Raw genomic sequence first — 24,770 nt, 5'->3', positions numbered from 1 at the left:
AGCATTACATTAGAAAAAAATTAGGATCAGGGAAGTAATATCCCTGATCCTATTATAATTACCACCAAATTACTAAGCTTAACGCTGCAACAGTTAAAACTGCAGCCCATACACCACCGTAAATCATTATCGCGACCATATCATGACCTTTATCCTTCATATGCATGAAGTAATAAAATTGAAATGCCACTTGAACTACAGCTAGTATTAGCAATAAAGGTACTGCAAGCATCTTACTCATTAAACCAGAACCAACAATGACAAATGCAATAATAGTAAAGATAATCATTGTGGCAAAAGTAATCAACTGCTTTTTCATTTCTTCTTTATTTTGTTCTTTATGAAAATCATTGGTTTTGGTGTTATCTGTCATAAATTACGCCACCTTCCCCATTAGGTATACCACTGTAAAGATGAATACCCATACAACGTCAATAAAGTGCCAATATAAACTAAATGTATTGAACTTAGGTGCATTGTATAGATTCAATCCGCGTTTTGCATTTCGAATCATTAAAGTAGCTAACCAGGTTAGACCAAATAGTACGTGACCACCGTGGAATCCTACTAAAGTATAAAATGCAGATCCAAACGCAGAAGAACGGAATGTGAATTCATAGTGATGAATGTAATGATAGAACTCGTATATTTCACATGCAAGAAAGGCTACACCTAGTAAACCGGTAATTCCAAGCCACAATTGCATCTTCTTAAAATCATTGTTTTTCATATGATACATTGCATACACACTAGTTAGTGAACTAGTTAAAAGTAGCATTGTCATCAGGAAAACTAACTCTAAACCAAATAATTCCTCAGAACTTGGACCACCAGCAGTTGAATTTTTCAATGCTAGGTAAGTCCCGAAAAGGCTTGCGAATAATACTGTTTCTCCACCAAGGAAAAACCATAACCCTAAAAACTTATTCTTTCCTTCTAGTGTTGCTTTTTCAGGGTGATGTGGCATTGTTTCTGGATTTAAACTGTGATCAGCCATATTATTCAGCCTCCTTTTCAAGTTCTTCTTTATGGATATGATAACCAAGATCATCTTTCAAAGATCGAAGTAACATACATAGTAGTGCTAAGCCCATTCCTCCGAAAAGAAGAATGTATGCAAAGTTATTTTGAGTATGGTATATAAACCCAAATCCTGCGATAAAGAATCCTAGTGACATAATGAATGGTAGAATTGATCCGTTTGGCATATGGATATCTCCTACAGGCTCAGCTGGAGTCATCTTCCCATTACCTTCCATTTTTTCGATCCATAAAGCATCTAAGCCACGTACCAATGGAAGCTGTTTAAAGTTGTAATGAGGAGTTGGCGAAGCAACCGCCCATTCCAATGTACGTCCATCCCATGGATCCTGTGGTGCAGGCTTTTCTTTGACCCAAGAATAAAATGCATTAAATATAAACACAAGTACACCAAATGTCATAAAGAAAGCACCAATTGTACTAATGAAGTTACCAGTATCTAGCTGCTGGTTTTCTAGGAATATCCAATAACGACGCGGCATTCCCATTAGACCTAAGAAATGTTGGATAAAGAATGTTAAATGGAATCCTATAAAGAATGTCCAAAATGCTAGTTTACCTAGCTTTTCATTTAAAATTCTTCTAAACATAAGCGGCCACCAGTAATGTAAAGCAGCTAAGATACCAAACACTACCCCACCAACTATTACATAGTGGAAATGGGCAACTACAAAGTATGAATCATGGTATTGGTAGTCGGCTACAGACGTAGCAACCATTACCCCTGTCATACCACCAAGTGTAAATGATGGAATGAATCCTAGTGACCATAGCATAGCACTATTGATTGTAATGTTACCGCCCCATAAGGTCAGCAACCAGTTAAAGATTTTAATACCTGTTGGTACTGCAATTGCCATAGTTGCTATCGCAAAGATGGAGTTAGCAACTGGCCCCATACCTACTGTAAACATATGGTGCGCCCATACCATAAATCCTAAAAAGGCAATTAAGATAGTCGCAAATACCATTGCTGTATATCCGAATAAACGCTTTCTAGAGAATGTTGCAAAAATCTCACTGAATACCCCAAATGCAGGTAAGATTAGAATGTATACTTCTGGGTGTCCGAAGATCCAGAATAAGTGTTGCCAGATGATGCTATTACCACCTAATGCTACATCAAAGAATGCTGCATCAAACATACGGTCAAACATCATTAAGAATAATCCAACTGTTAAAGCTGGGAATGCGAATAAAATTAATACACTGATAACGAATGTAGTCCATGTAAATAATGGCATACGCATGTAGGTCATACCAGGTGCACGCATATTAACAATTGTTACAAGGAAGTTAATACCCCCCATTAATGTACCTGCCCCGGAAATTTGTAAACCTAAAACATAATAGTCTACTCCATGACCTGGAGAAGAAGTAGATAGTGGTGTATAAGCAGTCCACCCAGCATCTGGAGCACCAGTTAACCAGCTGACGTTTAACATAATACCACCGAACAAGAATAACCAAAAACCTAAAGCATTTACAAACGGAAACGCGACATCACGCGCACCAATTTGTAGCGGCATGACGGCGTTCATTAATCCAAGTAATATTGGCATGGCCGCAAAGAAAATCATTGTTGTACCATGCATAGTAATCATTTCATTATATAAACCAGCAGATATAAAATCATTTTCTGGTTTCATAAGTTGAATACGAATAATTAAAGCTTCTAATCCACCGATAAGGAAAAAGAAACCCCCACCATAAAGATATAACTTACCTATTTTTTTATGGTCAACAGTCGTTAAATAATCCCATAATACGGCAGCGAAGCTTGTTTTCTGAGCAGTTGCTGTACTCACAAAATAAACCTCCCTAATTGATCTTACATTCCTAAACCTTCAAAAAGTTAGTTACCCGCATTCTCCGGTGTAATTTCTGAAGGACTTAATTGCATTAAATATTCTGCGATTAATGCAGCATCTTCTTCACTAACTTTAGGATACTTACCAGTCATTTTATTTCCTGGTTTGATTTCTTCTGGATTAACAATCCATTTAATTATATTTTCTTTCGAATATTCTTCTGTTCCAGCTACTCTTGAACGATCACCAAAGTTCGTTAGGTTAGGACCAACTGCTACAGGTGATGATCCAATTGCGTGACAAGCAATACAGTTATTTTCTTCAAATAATGCTCTACCTGCTACTGCATCTTGAGATTCTGGCTCTGCTTCTGGATCAACGTTTTGCATATCAGCTACCCATTGGTCAAATTCTTCTTGGCTAACTACAACAACTTTGAAGTCCATTTTAGAATGTGAAGGTCCACATAGCTCCGCACATTTACCCCAATATACCCCTTCTTCATAAGCTTCAATGTAGAACGTATTTTCATTTTCTGGGTTTACGTCAAGCTTACCTGATAAAGTTGGAACCCAGAGTGAGTGAATAACGTCAGAAGATAGCATGTTAAAGTAAACTTTTTCACCTACAGGAATATATACATCCTGACTCGTTTGGATATCTAGTCCATCATAATCGAAGTGCCACCAGTATTGGTTACCAGTTACATTAACATTTAACGAATCACTAGCATCCGCTTCATCTGCTAAATCAAACGTATAAATTACTGTCGGTACTGCGATGACGATTAAAAGTAACATCGGAATAACAGTCCAAATTGTTTCTAATGTGTGATTTCCTTCTACTTGTTTTGGAATAAAGTCCTCTCGACCTTTTTTCTTACGGAATTTAATTAACGCTACTGTGAATATAACCATTACAATAACTAGAACAACAGTCATGATAACAGTAGGTAGAATAATTAGATCTAGTGCTTTTTCTGCGCCGTAGCCTTTAGGGTCTAACGCTGTAAGGTTCTCCCTACCACAGGCTGATAGAAATAGTGCCACTAAACCCAATAGGGATAAAACTTTAAATCTTCCCATCCAACCTTTCATGTATTTATACCTCTCTTTCAAAATTTCCTTCCTTATATATAGTAAATTAGTAAGGATGATGATTAATTATGGGAAACAAATTCGAATTTTCTCCCTGTATTCCCATTAGCTATTTATTCCTTTTAGAACAAATAACAAGACAATATTTAATATTCCTTAAAAACTTAAAAATATTGTATCTAAAAGGAAAGTAACTAAGGCAAGTACTATTTACTTCTTTGATAGTAATTCAACTAGACATTTACTATCATTTTTCAATTACCGTTATACAATAGCATCTCCCATTTTTTTGAGGTAGTTGTCTTATTGAAGTTAATCTGTATATCCCCCCTTTAAACCTCTAAATAAAAGGGACATATGAAAGAAGCATACTTATTCTAGCTTTGTTAATATTACCTAAAAGTATGCTAATTATTAATGCTCATTGTTCACGGTTTCAACTTAACAATTGATTTGCCTTCCAGGATAAAACTGTCACAATTCATGAGAACTTCTGACAATTATGTGAATTTTGCATTGTAAACAAATAAAAGGCTGACTCTGCCTTCTAAATACCTAATCAAATATGTAATTGCTTTTGTCAAAAGTTTAACCACTAAGTTTACAGTATATCCCCTATATTATTTCTAGCAGACAATGAAAAACTTTGCAAGGTTTTTTTCTCATATCAACACCTTCCACAAGTAAATACATCTATTCTTTAACAATTCTGTGTCAATTCTCTTTTCCCCGCATAAATATATTGCTTTATGCTTTAAAAAAAGATTATCATGGAGAGTGGTATAATAAATATATGATAGTACATAACAACAAAGAAAAAGAAGAGGATAATGATAGTATGATTAAATTGTTAAAGTGGCTCTCAGTTCTAGCAGTCATCGGTATGACTTTTGTCCTTATAGGTGGTGCATTAGTTACTAAAACAGAATCAGGAGATGGTTGTGGTGATAGTTGGCCACTATGTAAAGGTGAAATAATCCCCTCCGAAATTGATATAGAATTGATAATTGAACTAAGCCATCGTCTAGTATCAGGATCTGTAGGTATAGTAGTACTTATCCTTGCCTATCTATCTTGGAAACGAATTGGAAACATTCGAGAAGTAAAATTTTTAGCTTTATTTTCCGTTTTATTTCTCGTATTACAAGGGCTAATTGGAGCAGCTGCTGTAGTGTGGGGGCAATCTGATTTTGTTCTAGCAGCTCATTTCGGAATCTCGCTAATTTCCTTTGCTACGATTTTCTTACTCATGTTACTTATTTTCGAGATTGATAAGAAGTTCGATGCGGATTCTTTATATATTAGGAAGAAACATCGAGTAGAAATATATGCTCTAACTACTTATACATTAATAGTTGTGTATACTGGTGCATTAGTAAGACATGTTAATGCTAACTTAGTTTGTGGAGATTGGCCATTTTGCACAAATACATCCCCGTTTGATTTCTCATCATTCACATTTGAACAATGGGTACAAATGGCCCATCGATTATTTGCAGGATTGTTGTTTATTTGGACATTAAGTTTATTGATTCGAATTTTGAAAGAGTATCCAAAGAGTAAAATTATGGTTTGGGGTTGGATTACAACCTTCTCACTTATTCTTCTTCAAGTTCTGTTTGGAGCACTTATTATATTTACGTTATTGAATTTAGGTATTGCATTAATGCATGCATTAGTTATTACATGCTACTTTGGTATGTTAAGCTACTTCTGTCTTCTATCAAACCGAAGTGCTGTTATGGAACAGAAAAACACTATTCCAGAAGAAGCATTATCTAATATTAAATAAAAATGTAGTATATATCAAAAAATCCCGTATCACTATATAAGTTGATGCGGGATTTTTTGTTACAGTATGGTATACAAGAAATGTTACTTTTATTCAAATTCGATTAATAGATCATTTACCTCTATCGTATCTCCATTTTGAACGTGAATTGATTTAATAACTCCAGTAAATGGAGCTTGAACGGTTGTTTCCATCTTCATTGCCTCTGTAATGACAAGCTCATCACCTTTTTCTACCTGTTGACCCTTTTCACAGACTACCTTTAAAACGGTACCAGGCATTGTTGCACCAATGTGCTTTTCATTCGTCTTATCCGCTTTTTGCCTAGTTGTCACTTCAGTTTGAACACTATTATCTCGGATGAATACTTGCCGAGCCTGACCATTTAATTCAAAGTATACGACTCTCGTTCCATCTTCTCTCGGCTCAGAAATAGAAACTAATTTAACAATTAATGTTTTCCCCTGCTCTATTTCTATCTCCACTACTTCACCAATGTTCATTCCATAGAAGAATGTAGGTGAATCTAATACCGAAACATCACCATAATTCTCATAGAAATGATGATAATCCATAAATACTTTCGGATATAGAGCATAAGTAATCATATCAAAGCTAGTAACTTGTCGATCTAACGATTTAAATAAGGTTTCTTTTAAATGCTCAAAGTTAACAGGATCTAGTAACTGACCCGGACGCTCCGTAATAGGTTTTCGTCCTTTTAATATTATCCTTTGTAACTCTTTTGGAAAACCTTGATATGGCTGACCAAGGTAACCACTCGCAAACTCAACTACAGAATCCGGAAAATCAATTGTTTCGCCTCTCTCGTAAACATCATCTTCCGATAAATTATTTTGGACCATAAATAGCGCCATATCTCCTACTACCTTAGAAGAAGGAGTTACCTTAACAACATCTCCGAACATATCATTTACTCTGCGATACATTGATTTTACTTCATTCCAGCGATCACCTAATCCAACCGCTTTTGCTTGCTGTTGCAAATTAGAATATTGACCTCCTGGCATTTCATGTTCGTAAATTTCAGTATGTGGTGCATTCATTCCACTTTCAAACTCACGATAATATTGACGAACTGCTTCCCAATAATAACCTAATTTTTCATAATTACCGACATTTATCTTCGGTTGACGATCTTTACCATCCAAAGCATGGTATAACGTTTGTGCACTTGGCTGAGACGTTAGTCCTGCCATTGGACCATTTGCTACATCAACAACATCAACCCCTGCATCTATCGCTCTTGCGTACATATAAACACCATTTCCACTCGTATCATGAGTATGAAGATGAATCGGGATATCAATAGTTTCTTTAAGCTCCGAAACTAAACGATAAGCTGCTTCAGGTTTTAATAATCCAGCCATATCTTTAATACCTAATATATGTGCACCAGATTGTTCTAGCTCTTTTGCTAGCTTTTTATAATAGGCTAAATCATATTTAGTACGACTCGAATCTAAGATATCGCCTGTATAACACATAGCAACTTCAGCAATTTTATTTTGGTCCCTAACAGCTTGAATCGCAGGTCTCATACCCTCTACCCAGTTTAAACTATCAAATATACGGAAGACATCTATTCCGGCATTTGCACTTTTCTCAACAAACTCCTGAATTAAGTTGTCAGGATAATTTTTATACCCTACTGCATTACTTGCACGAAGTAGCATTTGTAATAATACATTTGGCATTTTATCACGAAGTTTTAATAATCGCTCCCAAGGATCTTCCTTGAGGAATCGATAAGCTACATCAAATGTTGCCCCTCCCCACATTTCAACTGAAAATAGGCTCGGTAATAATTTTGAAGTAGGTTCAGCAATTCTAACTAAATCTTTTGTACGAACTCGTGTAGCGAGCAATGATTGATGAGCATCCCGAAAAGTTGTATCCGTTAATAAAACTTCTTTTTGATCTTTTAACCAATTTGCGAGCCCCTCTGGTCCTAAATCATCAAGAATCTGCTTCGTTCCATTAGCAAAATCTAAATGTTCAACGTTCGGTACCAAAGGATTATCAAAGTTAGGTTTTTTCTGTTTCCCAATTCCCTCAAATCCATTAACTGTTGTATTACCGATAAAGGTTAACATTTTAGTACCTCGGTCTTTACGTTTTGGGAAAACAAACAATTCTGGTGTTTCATCAATAAAGGTCGTATTGTATTCACCAGTCATAAATTGTTTATGTAGCATGACATTTTCTAAAAAAGGAATATTCGTCTTAATACCCCGAATTCGAAATTCCTTCAAATTCCGAACCATTTTTAGAACTGCTTGTTCAAAAGTAAGTGCCCAAGTAGAAACTTTCACGAGTAAGGAATCGTAATGCGGTGTTATTTCTGCACCTTGGAATCCATTGCCAGCATCTAACCGAACACCAAATCCACCACCTGTACGATATGCCATAATTTTCCCTGTATCTGGCATGAAATTATTTAATGGATCTTCAGTTGTTACACGAGATTGAATGGCAAATCCTTGTGTTCTAATATCTTCTTGTTTTGGAATTCCTATGGACTGGTCATGTATATTCTGACCATCAGCAATTTTAATCTGTGTTTGAACAATATCAACACCAGTAATAAGTTCAGTAATCGTATGTTCTACTTGAACACGTGGATTGACCTCAATAAAATAGTAATCATTGTCTTTAACTAAAAACTCAACTGTACCTGCGTTTATGTAATCCACATTCTTCATTAATTGGACTGCTGCTGAACAAATATTTTCTCGTACTTCATCTGATAGGGATAAACTCGGTGCAACTTCCACTAACTTTTGGTGTCTACGCTGTATAGAGCAATCACGTTCATAAAGGTGAACAATATTTCCAAATTGATCTCCTATTATTTGAACTTCAATATGCTTTGGATGTTCAATAAGTTTCTCTACATATACTTCATCACTACCAAATGCTGCTTTTGCTTCAGACTTTGCTCTTTCAAAACTTTCACGAACATTATTCGCGCTTCTAACGATACGCATACCGCGACCGCCACCACCAAGAGCTGCCTTAATGATAATTGGATATCCATTCATTTCACCAAAAGCTTCTACCTCTTCTAAGGAAGTAACGGGCCCTTCACTACCTGGGATAACGGGAAGACCTGCTTGTAATGCTTGAGTTCTCGCCCTTACTTTATCTCCAAACATATTTAAATGTTCACTTTTAGGTCCAATAAAAATAATCCCTTCTTGCTCACATCTTCTTGCAAACTCGATGTTTTCAGATAAGAATCCATAGCCTGGGTGAATAGCATCTACCCCAACTCGCTTTGCAATCGCAATAATTCCTTCAATATCTAAATAAGCATCGATTGGCTTTTTTCCTTCTCCTATTAAATAGGATTCATCTGCCTTATAACGATGATATGAACTTAAATCTTCCTTTGAATAAATAGCTACAGTACGAATATTTAACTCTGTGCATGCTCGGAAGACACGAATAGCGATTTCCCCACGATTGGCTACTAATACTTTTTTAATTTTGTTTAACTTGACCATCTTCTTCCTCCTTTTGTGAATGGATTAGTTGGTATGTCTTGTTTAGTAACTGGAACTGGTTCTTGTTCCTTTCTTTTAACATTCATGGCTATGTTATTCAAAACTCCCACTGATACTAATAGTATGAGTAATGATGAACCACCATAACTTACAAATGGTAATGTAACCCCCGTAATTGGCAAAATTCCACTTGCTGATCCAAGGTTAATGAATGTTTGAATTCCAATCATGGAAGAAATACCTATGGCTAGTAATGCCCCAAAACTATCATCACACTTCCTAGAAATAAATATTCCACGTAATACAATAGTTGCTAAACAACCAATAACAATAAATACGCCAATAAATCCTAGTTCTTCAGCAATTACTGCCATAATAAAGTCCGTATGTGGCCCAAATAAGTAACCAAGCTTTTGTACCCCTTGGCCTAGGCCTTCACCAGTGACACCACCTACACCAATTGCTACATACGATTGTATCAGTTGATACCCGTCATCATCTGGAGATTCAAACGGTGCATATGCTCCCGTAAAACGGCTAACTCTTTCTTCCGTAACCATTTGGGGTATCGCTATTGCTATCACTAATAAACCTATTGCAATTAATACAAATAAATGCTTAAAACGAATTCCTGAACTAAATATCACGCTACAAGCAATTAAAAATATAATTGAAGCAGTTCCTATGTCTGGTTGAGCAACAATTAGGATGAGTATTAAACCAGTTAAAATTAAAGGCGGTAGTACTCCTCTATTAAAATTATTTAAATAGGATTGTTTTTTAGAATAAACAGACGCTAGATACATTATAATACCAAGTTTAGCAAATTCAGAAGGTTGCAAGTTTACTGGCCCTAAATTTATCCATGATCTCGCATTACCCGCTACAGTTCCAAAGATTTTAACTGATAATAATAAAAGTATAATCCCCAAAACTATTAACTTAATAAACTTTTGATACTTCTTATAAGGGAAAAAGGTTGTAAACAGAAATCCAACCATTCCTATGGCAAACCATTGCAATTGTCTTAGCAAATAATGATTACTTTCATATCCCTCTACAACTGCTAATACCATGCTAGCACTATATATCATAATAATGCCAAATCCAGATAGGATTATTGGTGTTATCAGTAATGTGAAATCATAATCTTTCAATTTTTTATACATTTTTCTCTCCCCAATATGAAAACTTATTACGGTTTTTATGTACGTACAAGTTCATTGGTAATAATTTTTAGAATGAAACAAAAAAACCTTGCCATTTCATATGCAGGCAAAGTTTTTACCACAAAATCTTTCCACACGAAATGCTCTAAGTGTTAAACAGATTTTTGGGCTGCTTCATGAAGAATGTTTAAACGCCTTTCAAGATTCTCAAGAAGAGCTTTTCCTTCATCTTCATTAATTAAATTTAATCGAACAGCAAAATCAATCTCTCTTGAGAGACCGTACATTTGCGTATCTAAAACCTCTTCATATAATGGACATTGCGGCATAGTTAAGTTGTCTATTTGTACTTCTATTAGCCGCAAAATTTTATCAGCATCAGCCTTTAGAAGGGCATAGGCTTTTTCACGATGATCTATCGTTACCTCTGGCATTAATATATCCCCTCCACCTAACAAACTTTAACTTCAAGCTTGTTTTCTTCTTTGAACATATACATTTACTCTAATATTATATTATCGTGTACTACTATAAAATGCAAACTTTAGTTTCATGAAAACTATAGGAATAGAAGTTGTAGAAATATAGTGCTTTTTAGATTTCAATTATGACGGTTGTCTGATATTCTTAATAGGTATATAAATAATCGGAAAGGTGGAAAAATATGATTGTCCCTATCATAGGAAACGTTACATACCAAATTACAATGGATCCGACTGTTTGGATATTCGATGATCGAAAAATAATATTAGAAGAAGCTTTTTTAAACACTAAGAAAAATGAAAAACTAGACGATACACAAGCAGCTCAAGAAAGATGGGAACGGGCTATTAGCGGAATTCAATCAAAACCTCCAGTTAATCGAAGTTTAGCCAAACACGAGCGTGAGAATATTTTAAAATACTCTTACGTTATGCCAATAGATGATTTTCTGAACCACGCTGAAATAAAGTCAGTAGCAAAGGATGTTACATTAATTACAAATAATGGGGAAGTAATAATTCCATTAAAAGATTTGTACGACAGCTATTTACTCTTTGCTATAGATGGCAAACCATTAAAAGAAGATGGACCTGTTCATTTATTTTATAAAGACGGTTCTAACAAAGAAAAACCGATAAAAGGAATAAAGAAAATTATCGTAAATTAAGACATATTAGAATGGGATACTTAGTCTAACATTACCGTTACCCTAAGTATCCTTTTTTCTATTGTATAATTTAACATCTAATACTCAAAATAACTATATAGTTATTGCCTTGTATTTACACATTTTTAGGAGGAGTTTTAGATGTTTATTCGTTTAATTTTTGTAGGACTATGCGCCACTTTTCTAATAGGATGCGGACAAAACGAAGAAGATCATGCATTACCAACCGAAAAAGAGAATCCAAATGACAGAATTATTAATGTGAAAAACTCTGCTCCAAGGGAAGATCGAGACTTTTCAAACGAACAAATTGCAGATCATTTAGCCCATGTTGCAGGTGATGTACCCGAAGTAAATGATGCTGCATCAATTGTTATAGGACCATATGCTGTTGTAGGTATAGATGTAGACAAAGAATTAGATAGGTCCCGAGTCAGTAGCATTAAATACTCTGTTATAGAAGCACTTCAACATGATCCATATGGACGAACAGCAGTGGTAGTAGCAGATGGTGATATTTTAGAGAGGATACGTGGAATGAATGATAAAATTAGTCAAGGTTATCCAATTCAAGGTGTTATAGATGAAGTTGCTGCAATTGTTGGTAGATATATGCCTGATTTTCCTTTACCAGAAGACCGGCCAGAAGAACCAGATCAAAATCAACAAATTATTGACGATCAAAATGAAAAGAGAAAAATGGATGACATAGTAGATGATCAATCCCAAAACCAAAAAGAACAACGAGAAGAATAAAGTAAATGAGGTATCCAGTTAAGTTGTGGATACCTCATTTACTTCTATTCCGTTTCTTTTATATTATTATAATATTGAACCCCAAATTGAGATCCTTCTGATACCATTTTTGCATTCTCTAATTGGTCGGTTTCCAAATCATCCACTTCATCTGGTTTCCCCGCATTAAAGAAAGTCAAATCTTCATCAATCTCTCTTTCAACCTCTGAAGAAGGATGCTTTTTTACTCTCTTAGTACCCATTAAATAGCCTGCGACTCCTACTCCTAATGCTGATACTAGATAACGCTTCTTCATATAACCATCCTTTCTACCTTTTATCTTAATGTTCCTCTTGAAGATAGAAAATAAACATATACCTTATAGTTATGTTATAGTATTAATATAGTCCAATTTGGGGTGGTTACATGCAAGTAAAATGTACATTATGTGATATAGTGGAGAATATAGAAGATTATTCGCTTCAAGCAAAAAGACTAAGAAATCGAAAAACCTATATGTATCTTTGTAATACATGTAATGATCGTATTAAAGAAAGAACTATTGAACGCCTAGCAACTGGAAATTTTCGTTTCTACGAGGAAAAGAAAAAAGAAGATGAATTGATTTAAATAAAATAGCAGGTGGCAATTCGTATTGAATTGTCTCCTGCTATTTTTAGTTACGCTTTTTTAGCTTGTCGTTGCAAATACAATCGAATTCGATAAATCGCAAGTACTACACAAATAATGACCAAGCTTTCTGTCATCGGAAGTGGTTGTGCAGCTAACGTTGCTGGCACAATAATAAATAATATATTTAAAACGAAAATTCCAAATGCAAGTAAAATATAAACAATAACTGATTTCAAAATAGGAAGTTTTTTTGCAAAACCCAATTTATATGCAATTGCGGCTAGTATTAAATTTACGATGTAAAGTATATTAAAGACTTGCTCCACACCGTATTGTTCCATTACAAATTCATAAACCATTTAAATCCCCCATTATGTATGTTCAAAACTAATCATACTAAAATAATTGTAATCTTGCTAGTGTGAACTGAAGCGCAGGAAAGAATCCTTGGTGAAAATTTTATCAAAATAAAAACTTTGAACTGATTAATAAAAAGAACTATACTTATAATTGTACATTAGAAGGAGTGTCTTAAATGAAAAAGGTTAATATACCAGCGTTATTATTAGCTTTGTTAGTAGTATCGATGTTTATCGGAGTTGGGTTTGCGATAGCACTTCGTAACATTTGGCTTATTATTCTATTTATAGTATTAGGATTCGGTATTATGGGTACAGGAATTGCGAATAAAAGAAAAAAAAGTGGCTCTAATATTTGAGTCACTTCCTTCCTTTCTGAATAAAATCTTCTATGATCCGTTTATGTACATCTGGGTGACCAACAAACACTGAATTTCTTCCAACCATATTTATTGGGTTACCATCAATATTTGTTGTAATACCACCAACCTCACTCACTATTACCATACCAGCTGCTATATCCCATGGCGATAAGCCCATCGTTAAATAACCTTCTAAAATACCTTCAGCTACATAAGCAAATTCTAAAGCTGCTGACCCATAAGTTCTAGAACCACGAGCTGTTTTCACTAAATTTTGCATAACCTTTTCATCTACCAAACGATTTTCACATAACCAAAAGTGATTTAATCCAATCACCGACTCCTCTAAGCGAATACCTTTTTCTAGCAGTGGCAGTTTTTTATCATTTTTAAACGCACCCTCACCACGTTTTGCCGAGTATAATTCGTCCTCCATCACATTATATATAAGTCCTATTTCACCAATACCTTCATGGTACACTCCAACAGAAATTGCGAAGTTCCGTTTTTGTTGAACAAAATTCATAGTTCCATCTATAGGGTCAATAATCCAAACAGTCCCATCAAGTGAATCTAAGTCATCTCCAAACCCTTCCTCAGATAATAATAAATGATCTGGAAATGTAGTCTTAATTTTGTTAACAAAGAATTTTTCTGTATTTTTATCCATAGTCGTAACTAGATCGTTGGGGTTTGACTTTGATGATACTTCTAGGGGGTCGTCAATCGTATTTCTAATTTTACCGCCGGCTTCAAGCACCCATTCTTTAGCTAATTTAAAAATGTTTTCACGTGTATTATAATCCATAAATACTGCCTCCAATTATATCTACTCCTATTTATAGTATCAAAATATCAAACTTGAGTATACATGAGTGACTTGGAGGAGCAAATGAAAATACGTAAGGAGGAAGAATAAATCCCCCTCCTTTAAAATGTAGGTTATCTATCTAGGAGTTCTATTAATTTATCTCGTAACAGTTTCAGCTTTTCTTTAGATTTTATAATTTGAACTTTGTCATTAGCTTGTAAAGCATCATATAGAGTTAATAATTCATAATCAATTTCCATACGAAGAACTGGAATCTTTTCCTTTTCCTCTTGTTTCCTCACTTCTTCTAAAATATATTTCAAAAAGCTCACACCCTTTCAAACGAATCCTATGATAAATAACCTATGTTGTCCAAGTTTTTCATGAACAATCTGTTTGTTTCTTTATATATATGACTTTTTCCGAAATTCGTTCTTGTTAAGGTTTCTATAGGCCATTACTTAGTTAAGCTATCTGTTTTTCACTTGACTTGTTTATAGTTATTTGTTCATAATAATAACTATAATTAATAGGAAGGTGTATAATAGATGAGTATACAAGGATTTGTCAAAAGTGATTTTGATACTTTTCAAATAGATGGATTAGATGCGAGAATGGAAGCGATTCAAACTCGGATTCAGCCTAAATTTCGTGAAATTGGACAAGAATTGGTTGAGTATCTTTCCACGAAACTAGGTAATGAAGTCTATCTTCATATTGCTAAACATGCAAGACGAACAGTAAATCCACCAAAAGATACTTGGCTTGCGATTTCTCATAATAATAGAGGATATAAAAAACATCCCCATTTCCAAGTTGGCCTGTTTGATGACCATCTTTTTATTTGGTTAGCATGCATTTATGAACTACCTAATAAAAGTGATATAGCTAGAAGCTATTTAGCAAATTTTAATACAATAAAACAATTGGAGAAAGACTTTGTCATATCACTTGATCATATGAAAAAAGAATCTTTCCCACTTGAACAATTAAATAAAAGTCATTTAGAACGATTCAGAGATGTTAAAAAGGCAGAATTCCTCATTGGAAGACATCTATCACCAACTGAGCATACCGTATCAAATGGTGATGAGTTAATTAAACTTATAAAAGATACGTATAATGAGTTACTACCTCTTTACCAATTAGCACTTCAAGCATAGAGAAATGAGCATTCCTTGTTTTAGGAATGCTCATTTTTTAATTCTTCATTTTAATTAATCCACTTTCTATTTCCTTAGCCTTTTTCATAGTTTGGTAAGGAGAGTACCCTGAGTCCTTTTCAAATTCTTGAAAGTATTTCTTTTCTTCACTTTTTGCTGGTACAACTCGTTTAAATTTCCGATAACCAGCAAGCAAAATATCACGATCCATCCCTTTTTCATATGCCTTTTCAATTAATGAAAAAAATTGAATTACATCAATTATTTCTTCTTTTGTCCAACTAGTATCAATTGGATAAGAATAGTTCATACCTTTTTCACCTCATTCTATCCACTTATTTTTGATATCCTCTGCTTCAGATATTATTTTTTCAATTAATTCATGTACAGAAGGTATATTTTGAATACCTGCTACCCCCTGTCCTGCCCATCCGAACCCATCATTCGTTTCACCTTTGTGGATAAAATTTCTATTTGCTGCTCCACTTATGTAATCTTTTAATCCTTCATAACCAACTTCTTTTTCTTCTAATTGAAGAATTTTATCAGTCCATGTATTTTTAAGAGCTCTTGCTGGTGTCCCCAATGAACGTTTTATGATGACTGTGGAATTTTCATCTGCTTCTATTATCGCTTTTTTATATAGTGGATGGGCATGGATACATTCTTTTGTTGCAATAAATCGAGTCCCCATTTCAATACCGTCTGCCCCTAATGCTAATCCAGCCATTAGTCCTCTTCCATCAACAATACCACCTGAAGCAATGACAGGTATTGTTACACTATCCACTACTTGTGGTGTCAACACCAGTGTCCCTGTATCTGTTCTACCTAAATGCCCCCCACCTTCATGACCAACAACTATTACTGCATCTGCACCTAACTCTTCTGCTTTTTGTGCTTGTCTTTTAGCAGCTACTAATACTAACGTTTTTATTGGGTGACCATTAACCATATCTAATACACCTTTTGGATTTCCACCTGTTACTGATATTACAGGTACCTTTTCATCAATTGCAACTTGTACCATATCCTCAAAAGGTCTATTATGCTGTCCGATGGCAAAGTTTACTCCGAACGGACGATTAGTAAGTTCTTTAACTCGAATGATTTCATTTCTTAAATCTTCAGGGCTTTCTAAGCTCATCGCCGTAATTTGACCTAATGCTCCTGCATTAGATACAGCAGCTGCTAAATCTGCATAGGCCAAATACGCAAGTCCTCCTTGAATAATTGGATATTTAATATTAAACAACGTTGTAATCCTAGTATTCCACGACATCCTCGTCCCTCCAATATTGTCATGCTAACCTTATCCTACCATTTATAATTAATATAACAAAAAAAGTTGCATGTCTATGCAACTTAATAAACAATTCATATTTTTTATCTATGCTATATTTGTTTCGTTATTTACCTTTACACTTTTGACAGGTGCCATAAAGGACTGCCACCTTCTCGTTTTCATAATGTTCAATGGTCTTTTGGCATTTCTGACATACAATCGTCCCCATGTGCCTGCACTCCCCTTAAGAAATTGTATAACTTTATCCAATATAGTATGCACTAATTATAAAAATATGCAAAATTAGTATAACACATTTAGTTATTAAAATACCAGCGAATGAAATCCACTGGTATTTTTTAGTATTTACCTTTATTGTATAGTTTCTAGTAATCGAGGGTCTAGAATCTCATATCCTTCTTCTCTTAAACCGGTTATAATATCTTTAAGTGCTGCGTTTGTCCATTCCCTGTCATGCATGAGAAGATTTGCACCTGGTTTTAATAAAGAGTATGGTACATCAACCTCTGGTCCCTCTCCAGATACCATGGCTTCTACTAGCTTATCTTTATTCATATATGGAGTAAAATAGTCATAACCATAAGACCAGTTCATTAATACCATTTTTTCTTCTTCAGCTATTTTTCTAGAGAAGTCTGTATTTACACCGTGTGGAGCTCGGAAAAATTTCGGTCTTTCTCCAATAATATCCTCAATTACATCATTTAAACCTACAATTTCCTCTCGCTGCTTTTCTAGATCATTTTCAAGCGTTTTTAGATTAACATGGGAGTAAGTATGGTTACCGATAAGAAATCCCATATTATGAATTTCTTTTAACACTTCAGCTTCTTCAGGGGTGTCAATGAAATGTCCATTAACAAAGAATATTGCACCTGCGTCTAATTCCTTTAATGTTTTCGCCATTTCTAAAGCATACTTTTCCGGGGCATCATCAATAGTTAATAAGACGACATTCTCATTAGTCCCTTCTTCAATTGGAACAAGCGACCAATTCTCAGAAACACGATATTGTGCTTCAATATCTTCCTCCGGTATTTGATTTCCTTCATTTACATTAGGTTCGTCAGCTTTGTCATCCGAACTATCTTCATCAGTAATGTCTTCTTCTCCCTGTCCAGTAAGCTCGTCCGACTGTTCTTCTGTTTCATTTGATCTATTATCTTCATTCTGCTTAGAATTCGAATCACCACAAGCTGTTAAGAGCAAAATAAATAATGATGATAATAGTATTACTACATTTCTCATGTTATCCCTCCGATGTTGTGAACCTAATATATTCAGTTTATACGACAGGAAAAAAGAAGACAACCTATATATTTTTTCGATAGTTATCACCATAGTTGGAAATAGTAATTACAGAGATACTGTATAACAAATAGAGATAGGAAGGGTTTTTCTATGAAAAAGGTAACGAAAGTATTTTATATTTCAGTAATAATAAGTTTGTTATTCATTGTTTGGGGTGTCATACCTGATAGAATATTACCGAACGCCAATTTACAAGATGTTACGTCTAAAGTCCAAACCTATATTGTTGATAAATTTGGCTGGTTCTATTTAATTAGTGCATCGTTCTTTTTAGTATTCTCCCTATTTCTTATTTTTTCAAAATACGGTGGAATAAAACTTGGAAGACCTAATGATAAACCCGAGTACTCCTATATTACATGGTTTGCAATGTTATTTAGTGCTGGAATGGGTATTGGTTTAGTCTTCTGGGGAGCTGCAGAGCCCCTTTCCCATTTTCATAATCCTCCATATGGGGATCCTACTACGAGTGATACTGCCAAAACAGCAATGCAATATAGTTTTTTCCACTGGGGATTTCATCCATGGGCGGTATATGCAACTATAGCACTTGCTTTAGCCTATTTTAAATTCAGAAAACATTCCTCAGGATTGGTAAGTGGTATCTTAGTTCCGTTGTTTGGTGAGAGAGGTAAAGAGGTGTGGGGCACAATAGTAGATTTTATCGTTGTATTTGCTACTGTATTCGGAGTCGCCACATCACTTGGTTTTGGAGCGATACAAATTAGTGGTGGATTATCCTTTGTATTTGGGATTGACCAAACGTTTATTTTCCAACTAATGATTATATTAATTGTTACTGTGCTTTATATGCTATCAGCCTCTACCGGATTAAATAAAGGAATTAAGTATTTGTCCAATTCCAATATTGTGCTAGCCTTAGCATTAATGATATTTTTGCTACTTTTAGGTCCGACTACATTTATCCTTAACTTATTTACAACAAGTTTTGGAAACTACATTCAAAATTTACCGAGTATGAGTTTCCGAATGACACCATTTAATGAAGATAATACAGAGTGGATAAAAGGCTGGACAATATTTTATTGGGCATGGTGGATTGCATGGGCACCATTTGTAGGAACCTTTATCGCTCGAGTATCACGTGGAAGAACTATACGCGAATTCGTTCTTGGGGTATTATTAGTCCCTACAATTTTTGGTGCACTTTGGTTTACCGTTTTCGGTGGTTCAGCAATCCATCTAGAATTTTTCCAAGGTAAAGATATATATGGATTTGTTAATAATTTTGGTGAAGAAACAGCTCTATTCGCTGTATTGGAAAATTTCCCCTTTAGCATGTTTATGTCGCTGATTGCAATCTTACTGATCAGTACATTTTTTATTACGTCAGCAGATTCTGCGACCTTTGTATTGGGGATGCAGACAACAGGTGGGAGACTTGATCCACCAAATTCAGTAAAACTTGTTTGGGGAATAATCCAATCGGGGGCTGCTGCCGTATTATTGTGGCAAGGGGGATTAGAAGCATTACAAACAGCATCAATCATTGCTGCCTTCCCCTTTACAATTATTTTGCTATTAATTGTATTTTCTCTTTTAAAGTCATTCAAACAGGAAATAAAAGAGATGGAAATGAGAAGAAAAAATTAGTGTTATCTATATTAAAAAAGTGAAGTCGTCTAATGCGACTTCACTTTTCTCTATTCTTATAGCATATGAATTGGAGTTCCTAATGCAACCTCAGCTGCTTCCATTGTAATCTCACCAAGTGTTGGATGAGCATGGATCGTTAAGGCGATATCTTCAGCAGTCATACCTGCTTCAACCGCTAAACCAATTTCAGAAATCATATCACTAGCGTTAGGACCAGCAATTTGACCACCTAAAACAAGACCATCTTCTTTGCGTGTAACTAATTTTAAGAAGCCGTCTGTATTATTTAATGATAATGCACGACCATTCGCACCGAACGGGAACTTAGCTACTTTTACATTGTAACCTTGTTCTTTTGCTTCTGCTTCAGTTAATCCAACTGATGCAAGCTCAGGCTCAACGAATGCTACTGCTGGCATACCAATGTAGTCAACTTCTGATTTCTCTCCACTAATTGCTTCTGCAGCAACTTTACCTTCATACGAAGCTTTGTGAGCAAGTGGTGCTCCAGGAACAATATCACCAATTGCATAAATGTTTTCAACATTTGTGCGACATTGTTTATCTACTTTCACTAGACCTCTTTCAGTTAATTCAATTCCTACTTGTTCAAGGCCAATTTCACTTGTATTTGGACGACGGCCAACAGTAACTAATACGTAATCAGCTTCTACTACTTCTTCTTTTCCGCTAACTTCATACGTTACTTTAACGCCAGATTTTGTTTCTTCAACACCTTTAGCCATTGCCTCGGTAACAATAGTTGCCCCTTTATTTTTTAGGCGTTTCTTAACGAGTGCAGTCATTTGTTTTTCAAAACCACCAAGGATATCTTTTGCACCCTCAAGGAATACAACTTCAGTACCAAAGTTTGCATAAGCAGTTCCTAACTCCGCTCCAATAAATCCTGTACCGATAACTACTAATTTCTTAGGAACCTCTTTTAATGCTAATGCTGCAGTAGAATCAAGTACACGTTCTGAAAATTTGAACGTTGGAATTTCAATTGGAGAAGAACCAGTTGCAATTATACAGTTTTTAAATGTATAAGTTTGCGAAGATTTTTCATCCATTACTTTCACTGTATTTTTATCTACAAAATACACTTCACCACTTAGAATATCAACTTTATTTCCTTTTAATAAGCCTTCTACACCAGATGTTAATTTATTTACAACAGATGCTTTCCATTCTTGTACTTTCGCAAAATCAAAAGTAACATTTTCAGATTTAATTCCTAAATCTTCATTACCTTTAGCATGAACTACAGAATGACCAGCCTCAATTAAAGCTTTTGAAGGAATACAACCGACATTTAAACATACTCCACCTAGAGCGCCTTTATCTACGATTGTAACTTTTTGACCTAATTGTGCAGCACGAATTGCAGCAACATAACCCCCAGGTCCTGCTCCGACAACTAAAGTGTCTAATTCAATTGGAAAATCTCCTACTACCATAATCCTTACGCCTCCATCATGATTAATTGTGGATCATTTAATAATCGTTTGATTTGATTTAAGGCCATTTGAGCAGTTGCACCATCAACAATACGGTGATCAAAGCTCAAGGAAACTGCAAGCACTGGAGCAATTACTACTTCTCCGTCACGTACAATTGGCTTTTCAGCAATACGGCCAATACCTAAAATTGCTGCCTCTGGGTAATTAATTACAGGAGTAAACCATTGACCACCAGCAGAACCAATATTTGAAATTGTACTTGAAGCGCCTTTCATCTCATCTGGTGCTAGTTTACCATTTCTAGCTTTTTCTGCCAATTCATTAATTTCAGCAGAAATTGCAAAAATTGATTTACGATCCGCATTTTTAACTACTGGAACTAATAAGCCTTTATCAGTATCAGCAGCAATTCCTACATTATAGTAATGTTTTTGTACAATTTCTTCTGTAGCATCATCGATAGACGCATTTAATATAGGATATTGTCTTAAAGCAGATACTAAAGCTTTTACTACATATGGTAAGTAAGTAAGCTTAATACCTTGATCGATTGCAGCTTGCTTAAATTTCTTACGATGTGCAACAAGCTCTGTTACATCTACTTCATCCATTAATGTTACGTGAGGTGCTTTTGTCTTAGAGTTAACCATCGCTTTAGCAATTGCTTTACGAATTGGGCTCATTTTCTCACGAGTTTCTGGGAAGTTTCCTTCTAATACTGGAGCTTTAGTAGCCTTTTCACTAGTTTCAGATACTTCCTCAGCAGTTGCATTAGTAGCTGTAGACGTGCCACCATTTAAGAAATTATCAATATCTTCTTTCGTAACTCGACCATTATTTCCTGAACCTGTAACTTGTTTAATGTTTACATTGTTTTCACGAGCATATTTACGAACAGAAGGCATAGCAATGACACGCTTCGTATCATCAACATCAGTATCTGCTTGAGTATTAGTTGGTGCAGCTTCTGTTTTAGGAGCCTCTGGTTTCGCTTCTTCTTTAGGAGCTTCTTGAGGTTCTTCACTACTAGTATCCTCATAACCCTCTGCATCGAAGGAAATAAGAGTATCTCCCACGATAGCTACTTCTCCTTCTTGAACGTATATCTTTTTAACTGTTCCTTCTACTGGTGAAGGGATTTCTACGACTGCTTTATCATTTTGCACTTCACAAAGAATGTCATCTTCTTTAACTTCTTCGCCCTCTTTTACCATCCATGAAACAATCTCACCTTCGTGGATTCCTTCACCAATATCCGGTAATTTAAATTCAAAAGCCATTTAAATAGCCTCCTTTTACTTTTAGAATTTCACTACTGTGTTTACTTTTTCAATGATGTCGTTATAATTTGGTAACCATACTTCCTCTGCTTCAGAGAATGGGTATACCGTATCTGGTGCAGTAACACGTAATACTGGAGCCTCTAAATGTAAAATTGCTCGTTCTTGAATCTCTGCAACAACATTTGCAGCTATACCAGCTTGGCGTTGAGCTTCTTGAACAACTACAACACGGTTTGTTTTCTTAACTGATTCTAAAATAGTATCTATATCAATTGGTGAAATAGTACGTAAATCGATAACTTCTACATCAATTCCGTTCTTTTCTAGCTCTTCAGCAGCTTTTAATGAAGCATGTACCATTGCGCCGTAAGTTACAATCGTAACATCTTTACCCTCTCGTTTAACGTCTGCTTTTCCTAATTCAATCGTATATTCTCCCTCAGGTACTTCACCACGGAAAGAACGATACAACTTCATGTGTTCTAAATAGATAACTGGGTCATTATCACGGATAGCTGAAATTAATAGACCTTTTGCATCATAAGGAGTAGATGGAATAACTACTTTTAAACCAGGTTGCTGTGCCATTAATCCTTCTAATGAGTCTGCGTGTAATTCTGGAGTGTGAACTCCACCACCAAATGGTGAACGTACAGTAATTGGTGCTGTATGTGTACCTCCAGAACGATAACGCATACGCGCCATTTGACCACTTATTGAATCGATAACTTCATATACAAAGCCGAAGAATTGAATCTCAGGTACAGGACGATATCCTTGTAATGCAAGACCAATTGCAAGACCACCGATTCCAGATTCAGCTAATGGCGTATCAAATACACGATCTTCCCCGAATTCTTTTTGTAGGCCTTCTGTTGCACGGAATACCCCACCATTTTGGCCGACATCTTCACCAAACACTAACACGTTTTCATCGTTTTTTAATTCTACGCGTAGTGCATCAGTGATTGCTTGAATCATTGTCATTTGTGCCATTTTTTACTTCGACTCCTTTGCTTTATACTCTTCCATTTGTTCTACTAAATTATTAGGAAGTGTTTCGAACATATTAGAAATAAAATCAGTTACTTTTTGTTTTGGATATTGATCTGCTTTTTTAATTGCTTCTTTAATATCTTCTTTTGCTTTTTCGATTACTTGATTTTCCTCTTCCTCAGACCATAGTTTCTTACTTTCTAAGAATTTACGGAAACGTACTAGTGGATCTTTTTTCTCCCATTCAGAGTCAAGATCTGCTGAACGGTAACGAGTTGGATCATCACCAGCCATTGTATGTGGACCATAACGATACGTCATAGTTTCGATTAACATTGGTCCTTCACCAGCAACCGCACGTTCACGAGCATGTTTTGTTGCAGCATAAACAGCAAGAACATCCATACCGTCAACCTGAATACCTTCAATACCAGCAGCAACAGCTTTTTGTGCTAAAGTTTTAGCAGCTGTTTGTTTTTCCCTAGGTACAGAAATAGCAAAACCATTGTTTTGTACAATAAAGATATTATTAGCACCATATGCACCAGCAAAGTTCATACCTTCATAGAAGTCGCCTTGAGACGTACCACCGTCACCTGTATAAGTAATTGCTACTGCATTTTTACCTCTCATTTTAAGTCCTAAGCCAACACCAGCAGCTTGAACATACTGAGCACCGATAATGATTTGTGGAGGTAATGCATGAACTCCTTCAGGCATTTGGTTTCCATGGAAGTGTCCTTTAGAGAATAAGAATGCTTGATAAAGTGGAAGTCCATGCCAAATTAACTGTGGCACATCACGATACCCTGGTAAGATAAAATCATCTTTCTCTAATGCAAAATGACTTCCTAATTGTGAAGCCTCTTGCCCTGCAGTAGGAGCATAGAAACCTAGGCGTCCTTGACGATTAAGGGCAATTGAACGTTGATCTAATATACGAGTATAAACCATTCTTCTCATAAGCTCTTTTAAATCTTCATCAGACAAATCTGGCATGTCATCCTTATTGACAATTTTCCCATCTTCATTAAGAATCTGGAACATTTCGAACTGACTTTCAACACTCTCTAAAACGTGTTTCAAAATAGTTCACCTCTTCCTTTCATATATCCTTTTAAATTAATCTTTACTATCCTT

General features: G+C 35.3%; 26 protein-coding genes. 7 read left to right on the top strand and 19 right to left on the bottom strand.

Going from position 1 to position 24,770, the window contains the following annotated elements:
* Nucleotides 1-58: 58 nt before the first annotated feature.
* Genes ctaF through coxB form a run of 4 tightly spaced genes read right to left on the bottom strand, consistent with a single transcriptional unit; the run spans nucleotide 59 to nucleotide 3,949 of the window.
* A complete protein-coding gene (gene ctaF, locus AB1K81_RS03850; protein WP_412975327.1) occupies nucleotides 59-373 on the bottom strand; it encodes a cytochrome c oxidase subunit IVB in 315 nt (104 codons plus the stop codon).
* 3 nt (nucleotides 374-376) lie between these two features.
* Nucleotides 377-997 carry a cytochrome (ubi)quinol oxidase subunit III gene (locus AB1K81_RS03845; protein ID WP_412975326.1) on the bottom strand — a complete coding sequence of 207 codons (621 nt, stop codon included), beginning with the start codon at nucleotides 995-997 and terminating at the stop codon, nucleotides 377-379.
* Nucleotide 998: 1 nt separating this feature from the next.
* On the bottom strand, nucleotides 999-2,849 hold the full coding sequence (gene ctaD / locus AB1K81_RS03840) for a cytochrome c oxidase subunit I (protein ID WP_412975325.1): 1,851 nt from the start codon (nucleotides 2,847-2,849) through the stop codon (nucleotides 999-1,001).
* A gap of 47 nt (nucleotides 2,850-2,896) precedes the next feature.
* Entirely contained in the window at nucleotides 2,897-3,949 is a 1,053-nt protein-coding gene (gene coxB, locus AB1K81_RS03835; protein ID WP_412975324.1) for a cytochrome c oxidase subunit II, read from the bottom strand.
* A gap of 838 nt (nucleotides 3,950-4,787) precedes the next feature.
* On the opposite strand from coxB, the gene AB1K81_RS03830 reads away from it, so the two are divergent.
* Nucleotides 4,788-5,741, top strand: coding sequence for a COX15/CtaA family protein (locus tag AB1K81_RS03830; RefSeq protein WP_412976112.1), 954 nt, complete (start codon nucleotides 4,788-4,790; stop codon nucleotides 5,739-5,741).
* An 89-nt stretch (nucleotides 5,742-5,830) separates the two neighbouring features.
* Here the strand turns inward: AB1K81_RS03830 and pyc are convergent, their stop codons facing one another.
* From pyc to AB1K81_RS03815, 3 genes are all read right to left on the bottom strand, one after another.
* On the bottom strand, nucleotides 5,831-9,271 hold the full coding sequence (pyc, locus tag AB1K81_RS03825) for a pyruvate carboxylase (RefSeq protein WP_412975323.1): 3,441 nt from the start codon (nucleotides 9,269-9,271) through the stop codon (nucleotides 5,831-5,833).
* Nucleotides 9,259-10,440 (bottom strand): putative lipid II flippase FtsW, encoded by a 1,182-nt coding sequence (ftsW, locus tag AB1K81_RS03820; RefSeq protein WP_412975322.1) that lies wholly within the window; start codon nucleotides 10,438-10,440, stop codon nucleotides 9,259-9,261. Before ftsW ends, pyc begins: the two co-directional genes overlap by 13 nt.
* A gap of 152 nt (nucleotides 10,441-10,592) precedes the next feature.
* Entirely contained in the window at nucleotides 10,593-10,874 is a 282-nt protein-coding gene (locus AB1K81_RS03815; protein WP_186868555.1) for an Fpa/YlaN family protein, read from the bottom strand.
* A 230-nt stretch (nucleotides 10,875-11,104) separates the two neighbouring features.
* Between AB1K81_RS03815 and AB1K81_RS03810 the strand changes: the two genes are divergently transcribed.
* Together AB1K81_RS03810 and AB1K81_RS03805 are read left to right on the top strand one after the other, a co-directional pair.
* Nucleotides 11,105-11,590 (top strand): hypothetical protein, encoded by a 486-nt coding sequence (locus tag AB1K81_RS03810; protein ID WP_412975321.1) that lies wholly within the window; start codon nucleotides 11,105-11,107, stop codon nucleotides 11,588-11,590.
* A gap of 141 nt (nucleotides 11,591-11,731) precedes the next feature.
* Nucleotides 11,732-12,346: a YhcN/YlaJ family sporulation lipoprotein gene (locus tag AB1K81_RS03805; RefSeq protein WP_412975320.1), complete on the top strand. Its 615-nt coding sequence runs from the start codon at nucleotides 11,732-11,734 to the stop codon at nucleotides 12,344-12,346.
* A gap of 44 nt (nucleotides 12,347-12,390) precedes the next feature.
* On the opposite strand, the gene AB1K81_RS03800 is transcribed toward AB1K81_RS03805, so the two are convergent.
* Nucleotides 12,391-12,642, bottom strand: coding sequence for a hypothetical protein (locus AB1K81_RS03800; protein WP_412975319.1), 252 nt, complete (start codon nucleotides 12,640-12,642; stop codon nucleotides 12,391-12,393).
* Nucleotides 12,643-12,752: 110 nt separating this feature from the next.
* Between AB1K81_RS03800 and AB1K81_RS03795 the strand changes: the two genes are divergently transcribed.
* Nucleotides 12,753-12,956, top strand: a complete 204-nt coding sequence (locus AB1K81_RS03795) for a YlaI family protein (RefSeq protein WP_412975318.1) — start codon at nucleotides 12,753-12,755, stop codon at nucleotides 12,954-12,956.
* Between the two features lie 50 nt (nucleotides 12,957-13,006).
* Here AB1K81_RS03795 and AB1K81_RS03790 read toward each other — a convergent pair whose 3' ends face one another.
* A complete protein-coding gene (locus AB1K81_RS03790) occupies nucleotides 13,007-13,318 on the bottom strand; it encodes a YlaH-like family protein (RefSeq protein ID WP_412975317.1) in 312 nt (103 codons plus the stop codon).
* 176 nt (nucleotides 13,319-13,494) lie between these two features.
* On the opposite strand from AB1K81_RS03790, the gene AB1K81_RS03785 reads away from it, so the two are divergent.
* Nucleotides 13,495-13,677, top strand: a complete 183-nt coding sequence (locus AB1K81_RS03785) for a DUF5325 family protein (protein ID WP_412975316.1) — start codon at nucleotides 13,495-13,497, stop codon at nucleotides 13,675-13,677.
* A 1-nt stretch (nucleotide 13,678) separates the two neighbouring features.
* Here the strand turns inward: AB1K81_RS03785 and AB1K81_RS03780 are convergent, their stop codons facing one another.
* Nucleotides 13,679-14,488 (bottom strand): inositol monophosphatase family protein, encoded by an 810-nt coding sequence (locus AB1K81_RS03780; RefSeq protein WP_412975315.1) that lies wholly within the window; start codon nucleotides 14,486-14,488, stop codon nucleotides 13,679-13,681.
* Nucleotides 14,489-14,622: 134 nt separating this feature from the next.
* A complete protein-coding gene (locus tag AB1K81_RS03775) occupies nucleotides 14,623-14,823 on the bottom strand; it encodes a hypothetical protein (protein WP_412975314.1) in 201 nt (66 codons plus the stop codon).
* A gap of 216 nt (nucleotides 14,824-15,039) precedes the next feature.
* Between AB1K81_RS03775 and AB1K81_RS03770 the strand changes: the two genes are divergently transcribed.
* Complete coding sequence (locus tag AB1K81_RS03770; RefSeq protein WP_412975313.1) at nucleotides 15,040-15,654, top strand: YktB family protein; 615 nt, start codon at nucleotides 15,040-15,042, stop codon at nucleotides 15,652-15,654.
* Nucleotides 15,655-15,691: 37 nt separating this feature from the next.
* Here AB1K81_RS03770 and AB1K81_RS03765 read toward each other — a convergent pair whose 3' ends face one another.
* From AB1K81_RS03765 to AB1K81_RS03750, 4 genes are all read right to left on the bottom strand, one after another.
* Entirely contained in the window at nucleotides 15,692-15,964 is a 273-nt protein-coding gene (locus AB1K81_RS03765) for a UPF0223 family protein (protein WP_412975312.1), read from the bottom strand.
* 12 nt (nucleotides 15,965-15,976) lie between these two features.
* The gene (locus AB1K81_RS03760; protein WP_412975311.1) at nucleotides 15,977-16,936 is read right to left on the bottom strand and encodes an NAD(P)H-dependent flavin oxidoreductase; all 960 of its coding nucleotides are present in this window, start codon (nucleotides 16,934-16,936) and stop codon (nucleotides 15,977-15,979) included.
* Between the two features lie 127 nt (nucleotides 16,937-17,063).
* Nucleotides 17,064-17,168, bottom strand: coding sequence for a GapA-binding peptide SR1P (locus tag AB1K81_RS03755; protein ID WP_412975310.1), 105 nt, complete (start codon nucleotides 17,166-17,168; stop codon nucleotides 17,064-17,066).
* Nucleotides 17,169-17,311: 143 nt separating this feature from the next.
* Entirely contained in the window at nucleotides 17,312-18,208 is an 897-nt protein-coding gene (locus AB1K81_RS03750) for a polysaccharide deacetylase family protein (RefSeq protein ID WP_412975309.1), read from the bottom strand.
* A 153-nt stretch (nucleotides 18,209-18,361) separates the two neighbouring features.
* Between AB1K81_RS03750 and AB1K81_RS03745 the strand changes: the two genes are divergently transcribed.
* Complete coding sequence (locus tag AB1K81_RS03745) at nucleotides 18,362-19,885, top strand: glycine betaine uptake BCCT transporter (protein WP_412975308.1); 1,524 nt, start codon at nucleotides 18,362-18,364, stop codon at nucleotides 19,883-19,885.
* Nucleotides 19,886-19,941: 56 nt separating this feature from the next.
* Here AB1K81_RS03745 and lpdA read toward each other — a convergent pair whose 3' ends face one another.
* From lpdA to pdhA, 4 genes are read right to left on the bottom strand one after another with little or no spacing between them, the layout of a single operon-like run.
* Nucleotides 19,942-21,348, bottom strand: coding sequence for a dihydrolipoyl dehydrogenase (lpdA, locus tag AB1K81_RS03740; RefSeq protein WP_412975307.1), 1,407 nt, complete (start codon nucleotides 21,346-21,348; stop codon nucleotides 19,942-19,944).
* Between the two features lie 5 nt (nucleotides 21,349-21,353).
* The gene (locus AB1K81_RS03735) at nucleotides 21,354-22,631 is read right to left on the bottom strand and encodes a dihydrolipoamide acetyltransferase family protein (RefSeq protein WP_412975306.1); all 1,278 of its coding nucleotides are present in this window, start codon (nucleotides 22,629-22,631) and stop codon (nucleotides 21,354-21,356) included.
* Nucleotides 22,632-22,652: 21 nt separating this feature from the next.
* Entirely contained in the window at nucleotides 22,653-23,630 is a 978-nt protein-coding gene (locus AB1K81_RS03730) for an alpha-ketoacid dehydrogenase subunit beta (protein WP_412975305.1), read from the bottom strand.
* A 3-nt stretch (nucleotides 23,631-23,633) separates the two neighbouring features.
* On the bottom strand, nucleotides 23,634-24,677 hold the full coding sequence (gene pdhA, locus AB1K81_RS03725) for a pyruvate dehydrogenase (acetyl-transferring) E1 component subunit alpha (RefSeq protein WP_412976111.1): 1,044 nt from the start codon (nucleotides 24,675-24,677) through the stop codon (nucleotides 23,634-23,636).
* Nucleotides 24,678-24,770 lie beyond the last annotated feature (93 nt).

Source organism: Ornithinibacillus jepli, from assembly GCF_047228935.1.
Classification (GTDB): Bacteria; Bacillota; Bacilli; order Bacillales; family Amphibacillaceae; genus Ornithinibacillus.
Note: the sequence above shows the minus strand (reverse complement) of the source record. Positions and strands in the feature narration are given on the sequence as shown.

What these genes read in the sequence shown, in the direction of transcription:
- AB1K81_RS03745 (WP_412975308.1), top strand. Translation starts at nt 18,362, where the DNA reads ATGAAAAAGGTAACGAAAGTATTTTATATTTCAGTAATAATAAGTTTG.
- AB1K81_RS03805 (WP_412975320.1), top strand. Translation starts at nt 11,732, where the DNA reads ATGTTTATTCGTTTAATTTTTGTAGGACTATGCGCCACTTTTCTAATA.
- AB1K81_RS03795 (WP_412975318.1), top strand. Translation starts at nt 12,753, where the DNA reads ATGCAAGTAAAATGTACATTATGTGATATAGTGGAGAATATAGAAGAT.
- AB1K81_RS03790 (WP_412975317.1), bottom strand. Translation starts at nt 13,318, where the DNA reads ATGGTTTATGAATTTGTAATGGAACAATACGGTGTGGAGCAAGTCTTT.
- AB1K81_RS03730 (WP_412975305.1), bottom strand. Translation starts at nt 23,630, where the DNA reads ATGGCACAAATGACAATGATTCAAGCAATCACTGATGCACTACGCGTA.
- AB1K81_RS03785 (WP_412975316.1), top strand. Translation starts at nt 13,495, where the DNA reads ATGAAAAAGGTTAATATACCAGCGTTATTATTAGCTTTGTTAGTAGTA.
- ctaF (WP_412975327.1), bottom strand. Translation starts at nt 373, where the DNA reads ATGACAGATAACACCAAAACCAATGATTTTCATAAAGAACAAAATAAA.
- AB1K81_RS03755 (WP_412975310.1), bottom strand. Translation starts at nt 17,168, where the DNA reads ATGGGGACGATTGTATGTCAGAAATGCCAAAAGACCATTGAACATTAT.
- AB1K81_RS03735 (WP_412975306.1), bottom strand. Translation starts at nt 22,631, where the DNA reads ATGGCTTTTGAATTTAAATTACCGGATATTGGTGAAGGAATCCACGAA.
- AB1K81_RS03760 (WP_412975311.1), bottom strand. Translation starts at nt 16,936, where the DNA reads ATGTCGTGGAATACTAGGATTACAACGTTGTTTAATATTAAATATCCA.
- AB1K81_RS03800 (WP_412975319.1), bottom strand. Translation starts at nt 12,642, where the DNA reads ATGAAGAAGCGTTATCTAGTATCAGCATTAGGAGTAGGAGTCGCAGGC.
- AB1K81_RS03830 (WP_412976112.1), top strand. Translation starts at nt 4,788, where the DNA reads ATGATTAAATTGTTAAAGTGGCTCTCAGTTCTAGCAGTCATCGGTATG.
- AB1K81_RS03770 (WP_412975313.1), top strand. Translation starts at nt 15,040, where the DNA reads ATGAGTATACAAGGATTTGTCAAAAGTGATTTTGATACTTTTCAAATA.
- AB1K81_RS03845 (WP_412975326.1), bottom strand. Translation starts at nt 997, where the DNA reads ATGGCTGATCACAGTTTAAATCCAGAAACAATGCCACATCACCCTGAA.
- lpdA (WP_412975307.1), bottom strand. Translation starts at nt 21,348, where the DNA reads ATGGTAGTAGGAGATTTTCCAATTGAATTAGACACTTTAGTTGTCGGA.
- AB1K81_RS03780 (WP_412975315.1), bottom strand. Translation starts at nt 14,488, where the DNA reads ATGGATTATAATACACGTGAAAACATTTTTAAATTAGCTAAAGAATGG.
- pdhA (WP_412976111.1), bottom strand. Translation starts at nt 24,677, where the DNA reads ATGTTCCAGATTCTTAATGAAGATGGGAAAATTGTCAATAAGGATGAC.
- AB1K81_RS03750 (WP_412975309.1), bottom strand. Translation starts at nt 18,208, where the DNA reads ATGAGAAATGTAGTAATACTATTATCATCATTATTTATTTTGCTCTTA.
- ftsW (WP_412975322.1), bottom strand. Translation starts at nt 10,440, where the DNA reads ATGTATAAAAAATTGAAAGATTATGATTTCACATTACTGATAACACCA.
- AB1K81_RS03765 (WP_412975312.1), bottom strand. Translation starts at nt 15,964, where the DNA reads ATGAACTATTCTTATCCAATTGATACTAGTTGGACAAAAGAAGAAATA.
- coxB (WP_412975324.1), bottom strand. Translation starts at nt 3,949, where the DNA reads ATGAAAGGTTGGATGGGAAGATTTAAAGTTTTATCCCTATTGGGTTTA.
- AB1K81_RS03810 (WP_412975321.1), top strand. Translation starts at nt 11,105, where the DNA reads ATGATTGTCCCTATCATAGGAAACGTTACATACCAAATTACAATGGAT.
- pyc (WP_412975323.1), bottom strand. Translation starts at nt 9,271, where the DNA reads ATGGTCAAGTTAAACAAAATTAAAAAAGTATTAGTAGCCAATCGTGGG.
- AB1K81_RS03815 (WP_186868555.1), bottom strand. Translation starts at nt 10,874, where the DNA reads ATGCCAGAGGTAACGATAGATCATCGTGAAAAAGCCTATGCCCTTCTA.